Here is a 15,693-nt window from a genome sequence, read left to right on the forward strand (position 1 = left end):
ATCCGCGCCGTGCCCCTCACGACCGCGCGGCGTGCCAAACGGCGGGGTCCGCGGAGGTTCACCTCCCGCGACCTCGCCGTCATCGGCGTGCTGCTGGGCATACCCGTCCTGCTCGACCTGGCCCTGATCTGGGGCCCGACCCTCGCCTCCATCGGCCTGTCCTTCACCAGCTGGGACGGCATCGGCGATATCCACTGGGTGGGCATCGACAACTACAAGACCCTCTTCACCGACTATCCGCCGTTCTGGCCCGCGGTCCGCAACAATCTGCTCTGGGTGGCCTTTCTCGGCTTGGTCGCGACCCCCTTCGGCCTGCTGCTGGCCGTACTGCTGGACAAGGGTGTGCGGTTCAGCCGCTTCTACCAGTCCACCCTCTATATGCCGGTGGTGCTCTCCCTCGCCATCGTCGGCTTCATCGCACAGCTGGTCTTCTCCCGTGACCAGGGTGCGCTGAACGCGATCCTCGCCAACAAGAACGACCCGGTGGACTGGCTCGGAGACCCGGACCTCAATATCTGGATGGTGCTGCTGGCGGCCGCCTGGCGGCACACCGGGTATGTGATGATCCTCTATCTGGCCGGGCTGAAATCCGTCGATCCCTCGCTCAAGGAAGCGGCCGCGATCGACGGTGCCAGCGAGACCCAGACCTTCTTCCGGGTGGTGCTGCCCACTCTGCGGCCCGTCAATATCATCGTCGGCGTCATCACCGTGATCGAGGCATTGCGCGCCTTCGACATCGTCTACGCCATCAACCACGGGCGTAACGGGCTCGAACTGCTCTCGGTGCTGGTCACCGACAACATCATCGGCGAGGCCAGCCGGATCGGATTCGGCTCCGCGATCGCCGTCGTCCTGCTGACCGTGTCCCTGGGATTCATCGTGACCTATCTGGTCCAGGAGCTGCGAGGGGGGAAGAAGGGATGACCGTCACCACTCCGCCCGCCCCCGTACGGACCGTGACCCCGGTGACCGGCACCGCCAAGCGACGGGTGACCCGTGGCCGGCTCGGGCTGCACGCCTTTCTGATGGTCGTGTCGCTCGCCTTCCTCGCCCCGCTGCTGCTCGCCGTCTACGCCTCGCTGCGGCCGTACGAGGAGACCGCGAAATACGGCTATTTCTCGCTGCCGCGCCATCTGTCATTCGACTACTACGCCAAGGCGTTCAACGACTCCGGGATGGGCAAGTACTTCGTCAACTCGCTCATCATCGCGGTGCCCGGGGTGCTGTTGACGCTGTTTCTCGCCTCGTTCGTCGCCTTCTGTGTGACCCGGCTGAGAATACGCGGCGGGCTGGTACTGCTGATGGTGTTCACGGCGGGCAATCTGCTGCCGCAGCAGGTCATCGTCACCCCGCTCTATGTGCTCTTCACCAAGATCGATCTGCCCTATTGGATGTCGGACTCGATGACGATGTACGACTCCTACTGGGCCGTGCTCGCCGTTCAGGTCGCCTTCCAGGTGGGATTCTGCGTCTTCGTCCTCGCCAACTTCATGCGCACCATTCCCGATGAGATCGTGGAGGCGGCGCGGGTGGACGGCGCGGGGGTCTGGGCGCAGTACTGGAACATCACGCTTCCGCTGTGCCGGCCCGCGCTGGCCGCGCTCGCCACCCTGCAATTCACCTGGATGTACAACGACTTCCTGTGGGCGCTCGTCTTCATCTCCGACGGCGACAAGCTGCCCATCACCTCCGCGCTCAACAATCTGCGCGGCCAGTTCTTCACCGACTACAACCTGCTCGCGGCGGGCTCGGTGATCGTGGCGCTTCCCACGGTGCTGGTCTTCCTGCTGTTGCAGCGCCACTTCATCGCCGGGCTCACCCTCGGCGCCAGCAAGGGCTGATACGACAGGGGTCACTGTGGCTCACATGGCCACGGTGACCCCTGTGGCACAAGGGCCACACGATCCCCGGCCACGCGCCGTCGCCCCGCCCCGCGTCCCCCGCCCAACCCGTCCGGAGCGACGCGATCCGTCACTCGGTCGTCTTCGCGCGTTTCCGTGGCAGGGTGATGCGGGCAACTGTCAGGAGGCGATGGAATAGGGGGAAATGTGATCGTCTGGCTGAACGGTGCGTTCGGTGCGGGTAAGACCTCCGCGGCCCGCGAATTGGTGGACTTCATGCCCGGCAGCACGTTCTACGACCCGGAGCTGGTCGGTAACGGTCTGCGGATGATGCTCCCGCGGAAACGTCTTGAGCAGGTGTCCGACTACCAGGATCTGCCCTCCTGGCGCCGGCTGGTGGTGGACACCGGAGCGGCGCTGATCGCGGAGGTCGGCGGCCCGCTCGTGGTCCCGATGACGGTCCTCAGACAGGAGTACCGGGATGAGATCTTCGGCGGGTTCGCGGCCCGTCGCATCCCCGTACGGCATGTTCTGCTGCACACCGATGAAACGATCCTTCGCGAGCGCATAGCCGAACGCGAGGAGATACCCGGGAACGCGGACGCCAGCGAGTCCGTACGCCAGTGGTGCCTGGCCCACCTCGCGCCCTATCGGGCGGCCCTGACCTGGCTGACCACCGATGCCCATGTCGTGGACACCACCGGGCTCACCCCGCGCCAGACCGCCCAGCACATCGCCGACGCGGTCCGCGAGGGCGCCGGGATCTGCGACATCGTGCAGACCCCGGAGCCGAGGGCGGAGACGCTGGCCGCCGGGGTCCTGCTCTTCGACGAGGAGGACCGGGTGCTGCTCGTCGACCCCACCTACAAGCCCGGCTGGGAGTTCCCCGGCGGCGTCGTCGAGCCGGGCGAACCCCCCATGTGCGCCGGGGTGCGCGAGGTCACCGAGGAGCTGGGGCTACGGCTGGACGAACCGCTGCGGCTGCTGGTGGCCGACTGGGAACGCCCCCAGCCGCCCGGCTACGGGGGCCTGCGGCTGCTCTTCGACGGCGGCAAGCTCTCCAGCGCGGCCGCCCGGGAGGTGCTGCTGCCCGGCTCCGAACTGCGCGGCTGGCGCTTCGTCACCGAGAGCGAGGCCGCCGCGCTGCTGCCACCGGTGCGGCTGAGCCGGCTGCGCTGGGCGCTGCGCGCCCGTGAGCAGGGCCGCCCGCTGTATCTCGAAGCGGGCGTCCCCACGGGCTGACCACGCAGGCCCGGCCCGTGGGGCCGCCCGCAGGCCCGGCCCGTGGGGCCGCCCCCGCCGACCGGGTGCGAGGTGAAGGGGGGCTCAGCCCTTGCCCGCCGCGTACATCCCCAGGAACAGCGCCTCGGTGAGCGAGAGCTTCTCCAACTCCTCGGGCGAGACGCTCTCGTTGACCGCGTGGATCTGCGCCTCCGGCTCGCTCAGTCCGATCAGCAGGATCTCCGCCTCCGGGTAGAGCGAGGCCAGCGTGTTGCACAGCGGGATCGAGCCGCCCTGCCCGGCGATCGCCATCTCCTGCCCGTCGTACGCCAGGCGCATCGCCTCCCGCATCGCCGCGTACGCCGGGCTCGTGGTGTCCGCGCGGAACGGCTGGCCCTGGCCGACCTGCTCCACCGAAAGCCGCGCGCCCCACGGCACCGAGGACCGGAGGTGCTCGGCGAGCAGCCGGTTGGCCTCGGCCGCGTCCACGCCCGGCGGCACCCGCAGGCTGATCAGCGCCCGCGCGCCCGCCTGGACGGACGGGGTGGCGCCGACCACCGGCGGGCAGTCGATGCCGAGCACGGTGACCGCCGGGCGCGCCCAGATGCGGTCCGCGACCGTACCGGAGCCGATCAGCCCGACCCCGTCGAGCACCTTGGCGTCCTTGCGGAACTCCTCGTCCGGGTACTGGAGCCCGTCCCAGGCCGCGTCCGCGTCGAGGCCCTTGACCGTGGTCGAGCCGTCCTCGGCGCGCAGCGAGTCCAGGACGCGGATCAGCGCGGCGAGCGCGTCCGGGGCCGCCCCGCCGAACTGGCCGGAGTGCAGATTGCCCTCCAGGGTCTCCACCGAGACCCGCAGCAGCGTCATCCCGCGCAGCGTGGCCGTGACCGTCGGCAGCCCGACCCGGAAGTTGCCCGCGTCGCCGATCACGATGGTGTCGGCGGTCAGCAGCTCCGGATGGGCCTCGGCGTAGCGCTCAAGACCGCCCGTGCCCTGCTCCTCCGAACCCTCCACGATCACCTTGACGTTGACCGGGACCCCGCCGTTCGCCTTGAGCGCGCGCAGCGCGGTGAGATGCATGATCACGCCGCCCTTGCAGTCCGCGGCGCCCCGCCCGTACCAGCGGCCGTCGCGCTCGGTCAGCTCGAAGGGCGGGGTGTACCAGGCGCCCTCGTCCAGCGGGGGCTGCACGTCGTAGTGGGCGTAGAGCAGCACGGTCGGGGCACCGGCCGGACCGGGCAGGAAGCCGTAGACGGACTGCGTGCCGTCGGGCGTGTCCAGCAGCGCCACGTCCTCGAACCCCTCGGCGCGCAGCGCGTCGGCCACCCAGCGGGCGGCCGCCTCGCATTCGCCGGGCGGGAACTGCGCCGGGTCCGCCACCGACTTGAAGGCCACCAGCTCGGCCAGCTCGGCCCTGGCGCGCGATTGCAGGGCGGCGACGGTGGCGGCGAGAGGCGCCTTCTCCATGGGGGGACCCTCCTGGGGTGCGACGGGCCGGCGGCGGGATGCGCGGCGATGGGCACGTATGTACGGCTTGATGCCGCGCGGCCGATCATCCCACAGCGGGGTCATCCGCCGGGGAGCCGTAGGATGCCGGTTAGGCGCATCAGGTCGGTCGATTGGGAGCGGATCCACACGTGAGCAGCGACAACGCAGCCCCGGACAATGAGACGGTATGGGACGTCGTCGTGGTGGGCGCGGGCCCCGCGGGTGCCTCCGCGGCCCATGCCGCCGCCTGCGCCGGGCGCCGGGTGCTGTTGTTGGAGAAGGCCGAGCTGCCGCGCTACAAGACCTGCGGCGGTGGCATCATCGGCCCCTCGCGCGACGCCCTTCCGCCGGGTTTCGAACTGCCGCTGCGGGAGCGGGTGCACGCGGTCACATTCTCGCTGAACGGCAAGCTGTCCCGCACCCGCCGCTCCAAGCACGCGCTCTTCGGGCTGATCAACCGGCCGGAGTTCGACGCGGCCCTGGTCGACGCCGCCAGGGACGCGGGCGCCGAGGTCCGTACGGGCGTCGCGGTCACCCGCGTCGAGCAGCACGGCCCGGCCGTGCCCGACCGGCGCACGGTCGCCGTGGTGCTCTCCGACGGTGAGACCGTGCTGGCGCGGGCCGTCGTCGGCGCCGACGGCAGCGCGAGCCGCATAGGCGCGCATGTCGGCGTGAAGCTGGACCAGGTGGATCTCGGCCTCGAGGCGGAGATCCCCGTTCCGGAGACCGTCGCGGAGGACTGGGCGGGCCGGGTGCTCATCGACTGGGGCCCGATGCCGGGGAGTTACGGCTGGGTCTTCCCCAAGGGCGACACCCTTACCGTCGGCGTCATCTCGGCGCGCGGCGAGGGCGCCGGTACCAAGCGCTACCTGGAGGACTTCATCGCCCGGCTCGGCCTCGCCGGATTCGAGCCGAGCATCTCCTCCGGCCATCTGACCCGCTGCCGCGCCGACGACTCGCCGCTGTCCCGCGGCCGGGTCCTGGTGTGCGGCGACGCGGCCGGACTGCTGGAGCCGTGGACCCGCGAGGGCATCTCCTACGCGCTGCGCTCGGGTCGGCTCGCGGGGGAGTGGGCGGTGCGCGTCGCCGAGGCCCACGACGCGGTGGACGCCCGCCGCCAGGCCCTGAACTACGCCTTCGCGATCAAGGCGGGGCTCGGCGTGGAGATGGGCGTCGGCCGCCGACTGCACACGGTCTTCTCCCGCCGCCCCGGGATGTTCCACGCGGCGATCACGGGCTTCCGCCCGGCGTGGCGCGCCTTCACGAAGATCACCCGCGGCACCACCACGCTGGGCGACCTCGTCCGCACCCACCCGGCCGCCCGCCGGGCCCTGGGGGCGATGGACCGGGGCTAGGGGGTATCCGACGGATCTTGACGCCTGCGGCGGGCTGCTCCCCTCCCCGCCCCTTCCCGCGGCATCGATATGCGGCTCCGCCGCGTGGCAGGGGCTCTGCCCCTGGACCCCGGGGTCTGGGGCAGAGCTCCGCACGCGGCGGAGTCCGCCGGACACCGCACAGGGCTTGGCTTCGGCCGCGTCGGGCTGATCTTCGCGGGGTCTGCGACGGGCCATGCCGGGGGCGCCCCGCCGGTACGGGAAGAGGCGACGCTGCCGGAGACAGGCGGTGCGAGGTCCCTGGCGGGCATGCTGGGCGAGCCGCTGCCTGTGCCCGCGCTCGCACGGCTCCACGGCTCGTCGCTGGGCGCCGCAGGTGCTCGGTCTGAGCTCTCCCCACGTCCGCCGCGCCGCGGCCGGGAGCCGGGCTGGCTCGGCCCCGTCCCGCGATCCGCCCGGCAGGGCATGGGCGCCTACTCCGCCGGGAGTAGGCGCGGGCACCGCGCAGGGGGGACGCCTGGGCCGCGCCGCCGGTTTAGCGTTGCCCGTATGCACGGATTCACGGGGGAGCACGGCCCGGGGCAGTGGCCGGGCGGATGGCGGCGCCGGGCGCCCTTCGACCCATCGCGTTCGGCCCTGCCCTGGCGCTCCTCGCTCGCCATCGCCGTCATCCAGATGGTGGGCACCGGGTTCGCCGCTCACGATCAGCCCGCACGGGCGGACCTCGGACCCGGGAGCGCCGTGCTGCTGCTCGCCGGGCCCGCGCTGCTGCTCATGCGCCATCGCCGCCCCGGGACCGTCGTGGTCGGCACGGCGGCGGTGACCGCCGGCTACCTCGCCGCCGGATATCCGTACGGGCCCGTCTTCCTCAGCCTCGTCGTCGCCTGCGTGGCGGCCATCGCGGCCGGGCGGCGGATCGCCGCGTGGAGCGCGCTCGGACTGCTGTGGGGAAGCCATCTGCTCATCGGCCACTGGCTCTACCGCTGGCTGCCGCCGGGCGATGACGGGCCCGTCGGATGGGGACAGGAGCTGGCGGTCACCGCCTGGGCGACGGCGATCGTGGCCGCTTCCGAACACGTCCGCATACGGCGTGAGCAGTGGGCCCGCCAACGGGCCGAACGGGAGGCGGCGGCGCGGCGCCGGGCGGACGAGGAGCGGCTGCGGATCGCCCGCGAACTGCATGACGTACTCGCCCACAGCATCTCGGTCATCAACGTCCAGGCGGGCGTCGGGCTCGCCCTCCTCGACCAGGACCCCGAGCAGGCCCGCACCGCGCTGACCACCATCAAGGCGGCCAGCAAGGAGGCGCTGGGCGAGGTCCGCCAGGTCCTCGACACCCTGCGGACCTCCGGCTCCGGCGCGTCCGGCGCCGCGCCCCGCTCACCCGCGCCCGGCCTGGACCGGTTGGCGGAGCTGACCGGGCAGGCGGCGGACGCGGGGCTCGCGGTGCGGGTGGAGGTGGAGGGCGTACGGACGGCCCTGCCGCCGGGCGCCGATCTCGCGGCGTTCCGTATCGTGCAGGAGGCCCTGACCAACATCGTCCGCCACTCCGGCTCCCGGAACGCCCAGGTACTGCTGCACTATGCCCCCGGTGAGTTGGAGCTGCGAGTGGACGACGACGGCCCCGCGACCGGGGACGGGGCGACGGGCGGCGGCAACGGCCTGGTCGGCATGCGCGAGCGGGCCGCCGCGCTCGGCGGCACAGTGGCGGCGGGCCCGCGCCCGGACGGCGGCTTCCGCGTCCGGGCCAGGATCCCGTTCAAGGGTGGGAGGGAGACCCCATGACGGATGAGGACGGGCCCGAGACCGTGATCCGTGTGGCGCTCGCCGACGACCAGCTCCTCGTCCGCGCCGGATTCCGCGCCCTGCTGGCCGCGCAGCCGGATATCGAGGTGGTCGGCGAGGCGGCCGACGGGGGGCAGGCGCTGGCGCTCGTACGGGAGCGACGCCCCGATGTCGTCCTCATGGACATCCGGATGCCGGTGCTCGACGGCCTCGCCGCCACCCGTGGGATCACCGCGGACCCGGCCCTCGGCGAGGTGAAGGTGGTCATGCTGACCACCTTCGAACTCGATGAGTACGTCTTCGAGGCGATCCGCTCCGGCGCCTCCGGCTTCCTGGTCAAGGACACCGAGCCGGATGAGCTGCTGCGGGCGGTGCGCGCGGTCGTCGGCGGCGACGCGCTGCTGTCGCCCGGGGTGACCCGCCGTCTCATCGCCGAGTTCGCGGCCCGCTCCAGGGAGCCCGCGCCCGCGGCGGCGCTGGCGGAGCTGACCGAGCGGGAGCGGGAGGTGATGGCCCTGGTCGGGATGGGGCTGTCGAACCAGGAGATCGCCCGGCGGCTCGTGGTCAGCCCGCTCACCGCCAAGACCCATGTGAGCCGGACGATGGTCAAACTGGGCGCCCGGGACCGCGCCCAACTCGTCGTGCTCGCCTATGAGTCGGGTCTGGTCCGGCCGGGCTGGCTCGGCTGAGCGAGGGCTTTGCGGTCCGGGCTTTGTGCTGCGGGCTCTGCGGTCCGGGTTTTGTGCTCGGGGTGTGCTCCGGGTGTGCTCCGGGTTTTGTGCTGCGGGTTTTGTGCTGCGGGTCCCTCGCCGGGTACGGCCCTCCGCCCGGCACACCCCTCCCCTCAGAACAATCCTCTCGGCTCAGAACAGCCCTTCCGGGGCCTCCGCTTCCCGCTCCCGCCGTGCCACCGGCGCCGTCGTCGGGGCGTCCGCCGCGGCCGCCGACAGTGCCCAGCCCGCCAGCTGCCGGGTGCCCAGCAGCAGGGCCCGGCCGTCCGTCGAGGTCAGATGGATGTCCGGGCCCGCCACGGCGTCGATACGACCGGCCACGGTGGCCTCGGGGACGAGCTGGACCAGCCCCGGCGCCGGCCGCACCCGGTCCAGATGGAACGCCACGTCATGGTGGACCGGCTCGAACGGGGCCAGGGCCAGCGACTCCGGCAGACCGCCCAGGCCGCGCGCCCGCTGGTGGAGCGCGGCGAGGTCGGCGGCCCGCCGCTCAGGCGGCGGCGGGGCCTCGCGGGCGGTGCGCTTGGCGGCGTAGGGAAAGCGGTCCGGGACGCCGAGCGCTGCGCCCAGCACGGCCTCGGCGCGGCGCGCGGCCATCAGCGGACCACGGCCCAGCAGGCAGTACGAGAGGGCGGCCTGCTCCAGCAGCCGTGCCCCCTCCCGCTCGGCCGCGGTGATCCCGACCTTGACCAGCTCCGGACCGAACCAGGCGAGATAGACGTCGTAAGGGCGCGGATCGTCCGTACGGGTGTCGGCGGCCACCGAGTACGAGCGGTCCAGCCGGGCGCAGTCCGGGCACTGCGCCGATACGGCGGAGGCCGGGACCTCGGCCCCGGCCGGGCACGGAGTGTGCCGGGCGCCCCTGCGGACGCCGACGCAGGCGCGCCTGGGGCCGGTGGTGAACGAGAGCGGGCGGTCCGGAGTCAGCGGGGAGAGCCGTTCCCCCTGGGCCGGATGGCGCCAGACCAGCGCGGGCCCGCCGCGGGCCCAGCGCGCCCCGGCGCACTGCCACCGTGCGGGCCGCGGGTCCTGGCTCTGGCCCTGGGGCATCAGCGCCGCTGCCGGGAGAAGAGCCACAGCGCCCGCACCAGGCGGGCGGTGAATCCGGTGGTGGCCACCGCGAAGGCGGCGACGTGCCAGGCATGCTCATGGGCCCGGTCCAGGTCGCCGAAGAGGGCGGGGCTCGCGACCGCGACGTAGAGCACGGCCGCCAGCAGACCGGCCGTGACCAGGGCGAACACTATCTCGATGGTGAGCGCGTCGCGTTCTTCCTGGGTACGGGGTCCGGTCATCTCGTCTCAGCCCTTCGCCTGGTGTCCGGTGGCCGTCGCCGGGTCGGTCCTCCCCGGCCCCGGCCCGCGCTGCCCGTCATGGTGCTTCCGGCGCACGTACAGCTGCTTCCGTACGCGTGCCACGACCGTACCGTCCGCGGCGACCACCTCGTTCTCGAACCACGGCAGCGCCTTGCCGCCGTCCGCCGTGGCCTCGCGGATCTCCTCGAGCCGCTCCTCGGTGAGCTTGAAGTCGGCGAACACATCGCCGCGGCCGGGCGAGACGAAGTCGATCTCGCCCGCCTTGTCCCAGACGATGTAGTCCCGGCCGAGCCGTCGCATCACCAGCAGCATCCAGAACGGGTCGCTCATCGAGAACAGCGAACCGCCGAAATGGGTCCCCACGTAGTTGGAGTTGAAGCGGCGCAGCCGCAGCCTGACGCGGGCGCTGCTCCAGTCCTCCGCCAGGTGGACCACCCGCACTCCGGCGAAGAGATAGGGCGGCCACCAGTTCATCGCGCGGCGCAGTCCGCGCGGCGACATCGATCGACGTGACATGACAGGAAGCTAACACGGGTTATTACTCGTCGGTAACCCAAGCGGTTGGCCCGCCCGAGCGGTGGGCGCGGCCAAGTGGCGCGCGTTCCCGGGCGATGGGCGCGATCCGATCGGTGGGCGCGACCCGGGCGCTGGGCGCGACCCGAGCGGTGTGGTCGCGCCCCGAGCGGCCGGGAGGTCAGATCCCCGAGTGCTCCCGCCACAGCTCGGCCAGCTTCTCGTCCCCCTCCGTGGTCAGCGCGCTGATCGGCAGTCGGTTCCAGAGCGCGAGATAGACGTCGTGGGCCGGGCCGCTGAGCTCGCAGTCGGCCGCCCCCTCACCATGGCGCTCGGTGCGCGGAGCGTCCTGGGACAGCCGCATCGTCCAGACCGCGCCCTGGTCCGTGGTCCGCACCCGGAGCGTGCGCGGGGTGTCCGTACGCACGCGGGACCGGTCCAGGCTGTGGAAACCGGCCAGCAGCTCATCGACCCCGTCGGCCGCGAACTCCGGGGTGAACGGCGAGAAGTCTCCGCCGCGCGCCGACTCCGCGTCGATCCGGTGGATGGCCGTCTCATGGGCCTGGCGCCGGACCCAGAACGCCAGCGGGGACTCCGCGGGCAGGAAGGTGAAGCACTTCACCTCGGGGTCGGCATGGGTGAGGGCGTCGACAAGGCGGGCATGGACCTCGCGGTACCACGACACCAGCTCGGGGTCGGCCGGTGCCGCCTCGAGCGTCGGCCGGACCGGCTCGGTCAGGCCCTCGGCGACGAACCGGGCGGCCCAGCCGTGCACCTGGCCGATGTGCGACAGCAGGTCCCGGACGCGCCAGTCCGGGCAGGTGGGAACGGGGGCGTCCACCCCGGCTTCGGCCGCGGCGTCGGCCAGCAACCGGCCCTCGCGGTCGACGATTTCGATCAACTCGGCAGTCTCCATGTCGGAATCATGCCAGCCGCCTCTGACAACGACGGGCCGGGGCGGACGGAACGTCAGCTTCCGGCCGTGCGCGCGGCGTTCCGCGTGCCGTACGCGACGACGGCCGCCACGGCGGCCAGCGCCGCGACCGTGGTGAGCGCGACCGGCAGCGAGTACCAGTCGGCGAGGAAGCCGATCGTCGGCGGGCCCAGCAGCATGCCGCCGTAGCCGAGCGTGGAGGCCGCGGCGACCCCGCCCGCCCCCGTCAGCGCGCCCGCCCGCGCGATGGCGACCGGGAAGAGGTTGGCCAGCCCCAGCCCGGTGACCGCGAAGCCGAGGAGGGTGAGCCAGACCGTGGGCGCGAGCGAGCCCAGCAGCATTCCGGCCGCGGCCGTGGCGCCGCCCGCGATCAACGTCCTGGTCTGGCCGAGCCGTTCGAGCAGCGCGGTGCCGCTCAGCCGCCCGACGGCCATCATCAGGGCGAAGACGGCGTAGCCCGCGGCGGCGAGCCCGGCGGACGCGTCGAGGTCCTGGTGCAGATGGAGCGCGGCCCAGTCGGCCATCGCGCCCTCGCCGTACGCCGTGCACAGCGCGATCAGGCCGAACACGGCGACGAGCCACCGGACCCGCCCCGGCCGCGGTGCGCCGGGGGGCGATGCGAGGCCGGCGGCAGGCCCGGACTCGGCCGCGGGCCCCGTGCCGCTCCGCGGCGTGGGCACCGGCAGCGAGATCAGCGTCCGGCCCGCGACGGCCGTGAGCAGCAGCCCGAAGACCGCGAGCAGCGACAGATGGCGGGTGGGGGAGAGATGGTCGGCGATCAGCCCGCCCAGCCCGGCCCCGGCCATCCCGCCCAGGCTGAACGCGGCGTGGAAGCCGGGCATGACCGGGCGGCACAGGGCGGCGATGAGGTCGACGGCCGCGCTGTTCATGGCCACGTTGAGGGCGCCGAACCCGGTGCCGAAGACCAGCAGCACCAGGCCGAGGGCGAGCGCGGAGTGGGTCAGCGGCGGCAGCGCGACCGAGCCCGCGAGCAGCGCACCGGCGGCCACCGTCGTCGGATGGTTGCCGAAGCGGCGGCACAGGCGCCCGGTGGCCATCATCGTGGCCGTACCGCCCGCCGACACGCCGAGCAGCGCCAGCCCCAGCGCGCCCTCCGAGGCGCTCGTCTGGTCCTTGATCGCGGGGATCCGGGCGACCCACCCGGCGAACACGAATCCGTCGAGAAAGAAGAACGCGGTGATGGCGGCGCGGAGTCGGGTGAGGGCGCGATCCGTGGAGGCGGAGCGGCGCGCGCCCGGAGTGGCCGTCCGTGTTTTGTTTGGAGTCGGCACAAAGTGAGAATAGAGGCGTGACCCAGACACGGACAAGGCTCGAGCGCGGCCGAAGCGCTCTTGGCCCGGCACTGGCACTCGTCCACACCGGCCGTGCGCCCACCCGCGCCGTGCTCACCGCCGAGCTCGGGGTGACCCGAGCGACCGCGGGCGCCGTCGCCGCCGAGTTGGAGGCGCTCGGCCTGATCCAGGTCGACTCGCGGCCGCTCGGGGCCGCCGGGGCACAGGGCCGTCCCTCCCACCGGCTGTCGATCGCGCCTCACGGGCCGGTCGCGCTCGCCGCCCAGGTGCACGCCGACGGCTTCCGCGCGGCGCTGGTCGGACTCGGGGGGCAGACCGTGGCCACCGCCCCCGGCTGCATGACCGTGCCCGCCGACCCGGCGCACGTCATCGACGCGGTCGTCGAGGCCGGTGCCCGGCTGCTGAGTGAGACCGGCCGCCGCTGTGTGGGCGCGGGGCTCGCCGTCCCGTCCGCGGTCGCCGAACCGGAGGGCACCGCCCTGAACCCGCTGCACGTCGCCTGGCCGGCGGGCGCTCCGGTCCGCGAGCTGTTCAACCGCAGCCTGGCGGCGGCCGGGATCCGTGGCGACGACGGCGAGCCGGTCACCGGCTTCGCGGGCAATGACGTCAACCTGGCAGCGCTCGCCGAACATCGCCATGGCGCGGGCGGCGGCGCTCAGCATCTGCTCTGCGTCGCCACCGGGCACCGGGGCGTCGGTGGCGCGCTGGTGCTCGACGGACGGCTGCACACCGGCAGTGCGGGGCTCGCCCTCGAGGTGGGCCATCTGACCGTCAACCCCGAGGGACCGCCCTGCCACTGCGGCAGCCGCGGCTGTCTGGACATCGAGGCCGATCCGCTCGCCTTCCTCACGGCGGCCGGGCGCGAACCGGGCCCGGAGGTGTCCCTCTTGCAGCAGGCCCGCGATCTGCTGCGCGAGGAGTACGCCACGGCACCGTCCGTAAGGGCGGCCACCGAGCAGCTCATCGACCGCCTCGGCCTGGGGCTCGCCGGTCTGGTCAACATCCTCAACCCGGACCGGATCATCCTCGGCGGGCTGCACCGCGAGCTCCTGGAGGCCGACCCGGAGCGGCTGCGCGCCGTGGTGGCGGAGCGCAGCCTGTGGGGCCGGAGTGGGGGCGTACCGATCCTGCCGTGCACGCTGGACCACAACAGCCTGGTCGGAGCGGCGGAGCTGGCGTGGCAGCCGGTCCTGGACGACCCGCTGGCGGCCCTGGGCGTGGGCTGACCGGCCCGGCGGTCACCAGTGCCGCCCCCGGGGAAGCGCGTCCACGTCCGGGGTCGACAGATGGAGCACCTGGTAGCGGTCACCCGGCTCCGAGGGCGGTGCCGACTCCTCCCAGAGCGTGAAGTGGATCAGCTCCCAGCCGCGCGGGTCGATGCCGAGGGCCGTGGTGTGGACGCCGTCCTTACGGGCGCGCTCGGCCAGCCGTACCAGCGCGTCCTCGACGGCGGAGGCGGGATCGGTGGCCGGGACCGGCTCGGCGTGGCGGGTGGCGGCGCGTGGCATGGCGCCCGCGGCCGGGCCCCGCTCGAAGCCGAGCCCCTGCCAGTGCTCGACCGGGGGTCTGCCGAAGTCCCGGACGATGCCCTGGAATCCGGGGCCCCACAGAAACCGGTTCATGGCCTCGGGCGCGGTCCACAGATAGAACGGGGCGTACTGATGGACCGGCGAGCCGTCCACACCGCGCTCCCGGATCCCGTAGGCCTTGAGGCCCAGCCCCGAGAAGTCGTCGAGCAGCGGTCCCTTCGTCTCCACCCGATGCCGGATGATCTTCATGTCGTAGTCGGCGGGCAGGGTGATCCGGTACTGCATGGCGAGCATCGGTGAACTCCTGTCGGTGGGGCGTGTGTTCGCATGCGGTCGTTCTCGCCCCTTGATCGTACACACTAGTAGGTACAGAGCGGCCGGGCCGGTGCGCGTACTCCCCGGGAGGTAACGGAACTGTCGTCGGCCGTACGACGACCACGGCGCCGTAAGGGAGTGATCCTCGGGAGTGGCCACGTGAATGAGGGCCATGGAAACCCCACTCCCGAGGAGCGCGATCACCATGAACACCCTGGCGCACGGCTTCGCCGACGGCGATGGCCCCGGACCCTGGATTCTGCTCTTCCCGCTGATGTGGGCGCTGGTCGTCGGCGGCGCGGTCTTCGTGCTGCGGCGCGCCGGATGGCGCGGACGCGCCCCCTGGCGGCACGGTCCCGGCCCCGTGGACTTCGGCGAGCGATCGCCGATCGCGGTGCTGGGCCGTCGCTTCGCGGCCGGTGAGATCGACGAGGACGAGTACTGGCGCCGACTGTCCGTCCTGGACGAGCAGTTCGGCCGTCATGCGACGAAGGGCGGGGCCCTCTGACGGCGACGGCGGAGGCCGGGGCGGTACGGGCCGCCGGGCGTTATCCGGGCTGTCCCGCCTCGCTGGAGGCGGGACGCTCGCATGCTCAGCGGGCGGCTGCCGACCGGGCGGCCGCGGGGGCCCGCTCGCGCACCGCGGGCGCCGGAGCGGCGGCAACGGCCGGTGCCGGGGCCGGAGCGGCGGCGGCAACGGGGGCCGATGCCGCGGCGACGGGCTCGGGGGCGACGGGTGCGGGCGTTGCCGGTGCCGGTGCAACGGGCGCCGGGGCGACAGGCGCCGGAGCCGGGGTGGTGGCGGGCGCGGGTGCGGACGCGGGGCCGGCGAGGGGCGCCGGTGCCGGACGGGAGGCGTCCGTGCGAAGGGGCGGTGCGGTGCGGCCCGTTCCATGCGAGGCGAAGGGCGGCTTGGCGGTGGCGGTGGGCCGCGGCACGGCCAGCGTGAACCAGACGACCTTCCCGCTGCCGTCGTCCCGCGCGTGCATCCCCCAGCTCTGGCTGACGGCCGCGACCAACGCGAGCCCCCTGCCATGGGTGGCGAAGGGATCGCACACCTGAACGCGAGGCAGTCGCGGATCCTGGTCGCGGACCGAAACGGTCAGCCGGTCCAGCATGAGAGCGATCTCCACCGTGCACTGCTTGTCCGGCTCGGCGTGCCGATGGACATTGGTGAGCAGTTCGGTGACGCCGAGCGCCGCCGGGTCGATGAGCGGATCCAGATGCCAGTAGCGCAACTGCGCCGACACGATTCTGCGGACCTGTCCGATCCGCGACGGCAGGGCCTGGAGCTCCACCGTGCAATGCCTGCTAGGACGACTGATCACGGCTGCGACTCCCTGAAGACGTGGGGCTAGCCTGATTCAGATGCGGGC

15 protein-coding genes and 1 pseudogene are annotated in these 15,693 nt (G+C 72.9%); 8 read left to right on the plus strand and 8 right to left on the minus strand.

Annotated features, from left to right (window positions below):
• Positions 1 to 9 precede the first annotated feature (9 nt).
• The 3 genes from KHP12_RS43690 (at position 10) to KHP12_RS43700 (ending at position 3,083) form a co-directional block, all read left to right on the plus strand.
• On the plus strand, positions 10 to 924 hold the full coding sequence (locus KHP12_RS43690) for a carbohydrate ABC transporter permease (protein WP_086879754.1): 915 nt from the start codon (positions 10 to 12) through the stop codon (positions 922 to 924).
• Positions 921 to 1,841, plus strand: a complete 921-nt coding sequence (locus tag KHP12_RS43695) for a carbohydrate ABC transporter permease (protein WP_208652837.1) — start codon at positions 921 to 923, stop codon at positions 1,839 to 1,841. The genes KHP12_RS43690 and KHP12_RS43695 overlap by 4 nt, the downstream gene beginning before the upstream one ends.
• Positions 1,842 to 2,048: 207 nt before the next feature.
• Positions 2,049 to 3,083: an NUDIX hydrolase gene (locus tag KHP12_RS43700; protein ID WP_086879753.1), complete on the plus strand. Its 1,035-nt coding sequence runs from the start codon at positions 2,049 to 2,051 to the stop codon at positions 3,081 to 3,083.
• Between the two features lie 84 nt (positions 3,084 to 3,167).
• Here the strand turns inward: KHP12_RS43700 and KHP12_RS43705 are convergent, their stop codons facing one another.
• Positions 3,168 to 4,529 (minus strand): dipeptidase, encoded by a 1,362-nt coding sequence (locus KHP12_RS43705; RefSeq protein WP_086879752.1) that lies wholly within the window; start codon positions 4,527 to 4,529, stop codon positions 3,168 to 3,170.
• 170 nt (positions 4,530 to 4,699) lie between these two features.
• On the opposite strand from KHP12_RS43705, the gene KHP12_RS43710 reads away from it, so the two are divergent.
• From KHP12_RS43710 to KHP12_RS43720, 3 genes are all read left to right on the plus strand, one after another.
• Positions 4,700 to 5,905, plus strand: coding sequence for a geranylgeranyl reductase family protein (locus KHP12_RS43710; protein ID WP_037962009.1), 1,206 nt, complete (start codon positions 4,700 to 4,702; stop codon positions 5,903 to 5,905).
• A 528-nt stretch (positions 5,906 to 6,433) separates the two neighbouring features.
• Entirely contained in the window at positions 6,434 to 7,669 is a 1,236-nt protein-coding gene (locus KHP12_RS43715; protein WP_086879751.1) for a sensor histidine kinase, read from the plus strand.
• A gap of 23 nt (positions 7,670 to 7,692) precedes the next feature.
• Entirely contained in the window at positions 7,693 to 8,358 is a 666-nt protein-coding gene (locus KHP12_RS43720; RefSeq protein WP_211834991.1) for a response regulator transcription factor, read from the plus strand.
• 174 nt (positions 8,359 to 8,532) lie between these two features.
• Here the strand turns inward: KHP12_RS43720 and KHP12_RS43725 are convergent, their stop codons facing one another.
• From KHP12_RS43725 to KHP12_RS43745, 5 genes are all read right to left on the minus strand, one after another.
• Positions 8,533 to 9,450 carry a DUF2797 domain-containing protein gene (locus KHP12_RS43725; RefSeq protein ID WP_086879750.1) on the minus strand — a complete coding sequence of 306 codons (918 nt, stop codon included), beginning with the start codon at positions 9,448 to 9,450 and terminating at the stop codon, positions 8,533 to 8,535.
• Positions 9,450 to 9,692, minus strand: coding sequence for a DUF6332 family protein (locus tag KHP12_RS43730; RefSeq protein WP_086879749.1), 243 nt, complete (start codon positions 9,690 to 9,692; stop codon positions 9,450 to 9,452). The genes KHP12_RS43725 and KHP12_RS43730 overlap by 1 nt, the downstream gene beginning before the upstream one ends.
• 6 nt (positions 9,693 to 9,698) lie before the next feature.
• Positions 9,699 to 10,229 carry a DUF4442 domain-containing protein gene (locus tag KHP12_RS43735; RefSeq protein ID WP_244202516.1) on the minus strand — a complete coding sequence of 177 codons (531 nt, stop codon included), beginning with the start codon at positions 10,227 to 10,229 and terminating at the stop codon, positions 9,699 to 9,701.
• A 178-nt stretch (positions 10,230 to 10,407) separates the two neighbouring features.
• Positions 10,408 to 11,142 carry a maleylpyruvate isomerase family mycothiol-dependent enzyme gene (locus tag KHP12_RS43740; protein ID WP_086879747.1) on the minus strand — a complete coding sequence of 245 codons (735 nt, stop codon included), beginning with the start codon at positions 11,140 to 11,142 and terminating at the stop codon, positions 10,408 to 10,410.
• 53 nt (positions 11,143 to 11,195) lie between these two features.
• Positions 11,196 to 12,452, minus strand: a complete 1,257-nt coding sequence (locus KHP12_RS43745) for an MFS transporter (RefSeq protein WP_211834521.1) — start codon at positions 12,450 to 12,452, stop codon at positions 11,196 to 11,198.
• Between the two features lie 17 nt (positions 12,453 to 12,469).
• Between KHP12_RS43745 and KHP12_RS43750 the strand changes: the two genes are divergently transcribed.
• Positions 12,470 to 13,699 carry an ROK family protein gene (locus tag KHP12_RS43750; protein ID WP_211834522.1) on the plus strand — a complete coding sequence of 410 codons (1,230 nt, stop codon included), beginning with the start codon at positions 12,470 to 12,472 and terminating at the stop codon, positions 13,697 to 13,699.
• A gap of 12 nt (positions 13,700 to 13,711) precedes the next feature.
• On the opposite strand, the gene KHP12_RS43755 is transcribed toward KHP12_RS43750, so the two are convergent.
• Complete coding sequence (locus tag KHP12_RS43755; protein WP_211834523.1) at positions 13,712 to 14,296, minus strand: DUF4865 family protein; 585 nt, start codon at positions 14,294 to 14,296, stop codon at positions 13,712 to 13,714.
• Positions 14,297 to 14,522: 226 nt separating this feature from the next.
• Here KHP12_RS43755 and KHP12_RS43760 point away from each other — a divergent pair, with 226 nt between their 5' ends.
• Positions 14,523 to 14,825 (plus strand): SHOCT domain-containing protein, encoded by a 303-nt coding sequence (locus KHP12_RS43760; protein WP_037962025.1) that lies wholly within the window; start codon positions 14,523 to 14,525, stop codon positions 14,823 to 14,825.
• 364 nt (positions 14,826 to 15,189) lie between these two features.
• Here KHP12_RS43760 and KHP12_RS51895 read toward each other — a convergent pair.
• Positions 15,190 to 15,645, minus strand: a pseudogene (locus tag KHP12_RS51895) (ATP-binding protein); the annotation flags it as partial.
• Positions 15,646 to 15,693: the final 48 nt, after the last annotated feature.

It is taken from the genome of Streptomyces asiaticus, from assembly GCF_018138715.1.
GTDB classification, from domain to species: Bacteria; Actinomycetota; Actinomycetes; order Streptomycetales; family Streptomycetaceae; genus Streptomyces; species Streptomyces asiaticus.

What these genes read in the sequence shown, in the direction of transcription:
- KHP12_RS43695 (WP_208652837.1), top strand. Translation starts at nt 921, where the DNA reads ATGACCGTCACCACTCCGCCCGCCCCCGTACGGACCGTGACCCCGGTG.
- KHP12_RS43705 (WP_086879752.1), bottom strand. Translation starts at nt 4,529, where the DNA reads ATGGAGAAGGCGCCTCTCGCCGCCACCGTCGCCGCCCTGCAATCGCGC.
- KHP12_RS43715 (WP_086879751.1), top strand. Translation starts at nt 6,434, where the DNA reads ATGCACGGATTCACGGGGGAGCACGGCCCGGGGCAGTGGCCGGGCGGA.
- KHP12_RS43725 (WP_086879750.1), bottom strand. Translation starts at nt 9,450, where the DNA reads ATGCCCCAGGGCCAGAGCCAGGACCCGCGGCCCGCACGGTGGCAGTGC.
- KHP12_RS43730 (WP_086879749.1), bottom strand. Translation starts at nt 9,692, where the DNA reads ATGACCGGACCCCGTACCCAGGAAGAACGCGACGCGCTCACCATCGAG.
- KHP12_RS43735 (WP_244202516.1), bottom strand. Translation starts at nt 10,229, where the DNA reads ATGTCACGTCGATCGATGTCGCCGCGCGGACTGCGCCGCGCGATGAAC.
- KHP12_RS43740 (WP_086879747.1), bottom strand. Translation starts at nt 11,142, where the DNA reads ATGGAGACTGCCGAGTTGATCGAAATCGTCGACCGCGAGGGCCGGTTG.
- KHP12_RS43755 (WP_211834523.1), bottom strand. Translation starts at nt 14,296, where the DNA reads ATGCTCGCCATGCAGTACCGGATCACCCTGCCCGCCGACTACGACATG.
- KHP12_RS43760 (WP_037962025.1), top strand. Translation starts at nt 14,523, where the DNA reads ATGAACACCCTGGCGCACGGCTTCGCCGACGGCGATGGCCCCGGACCC.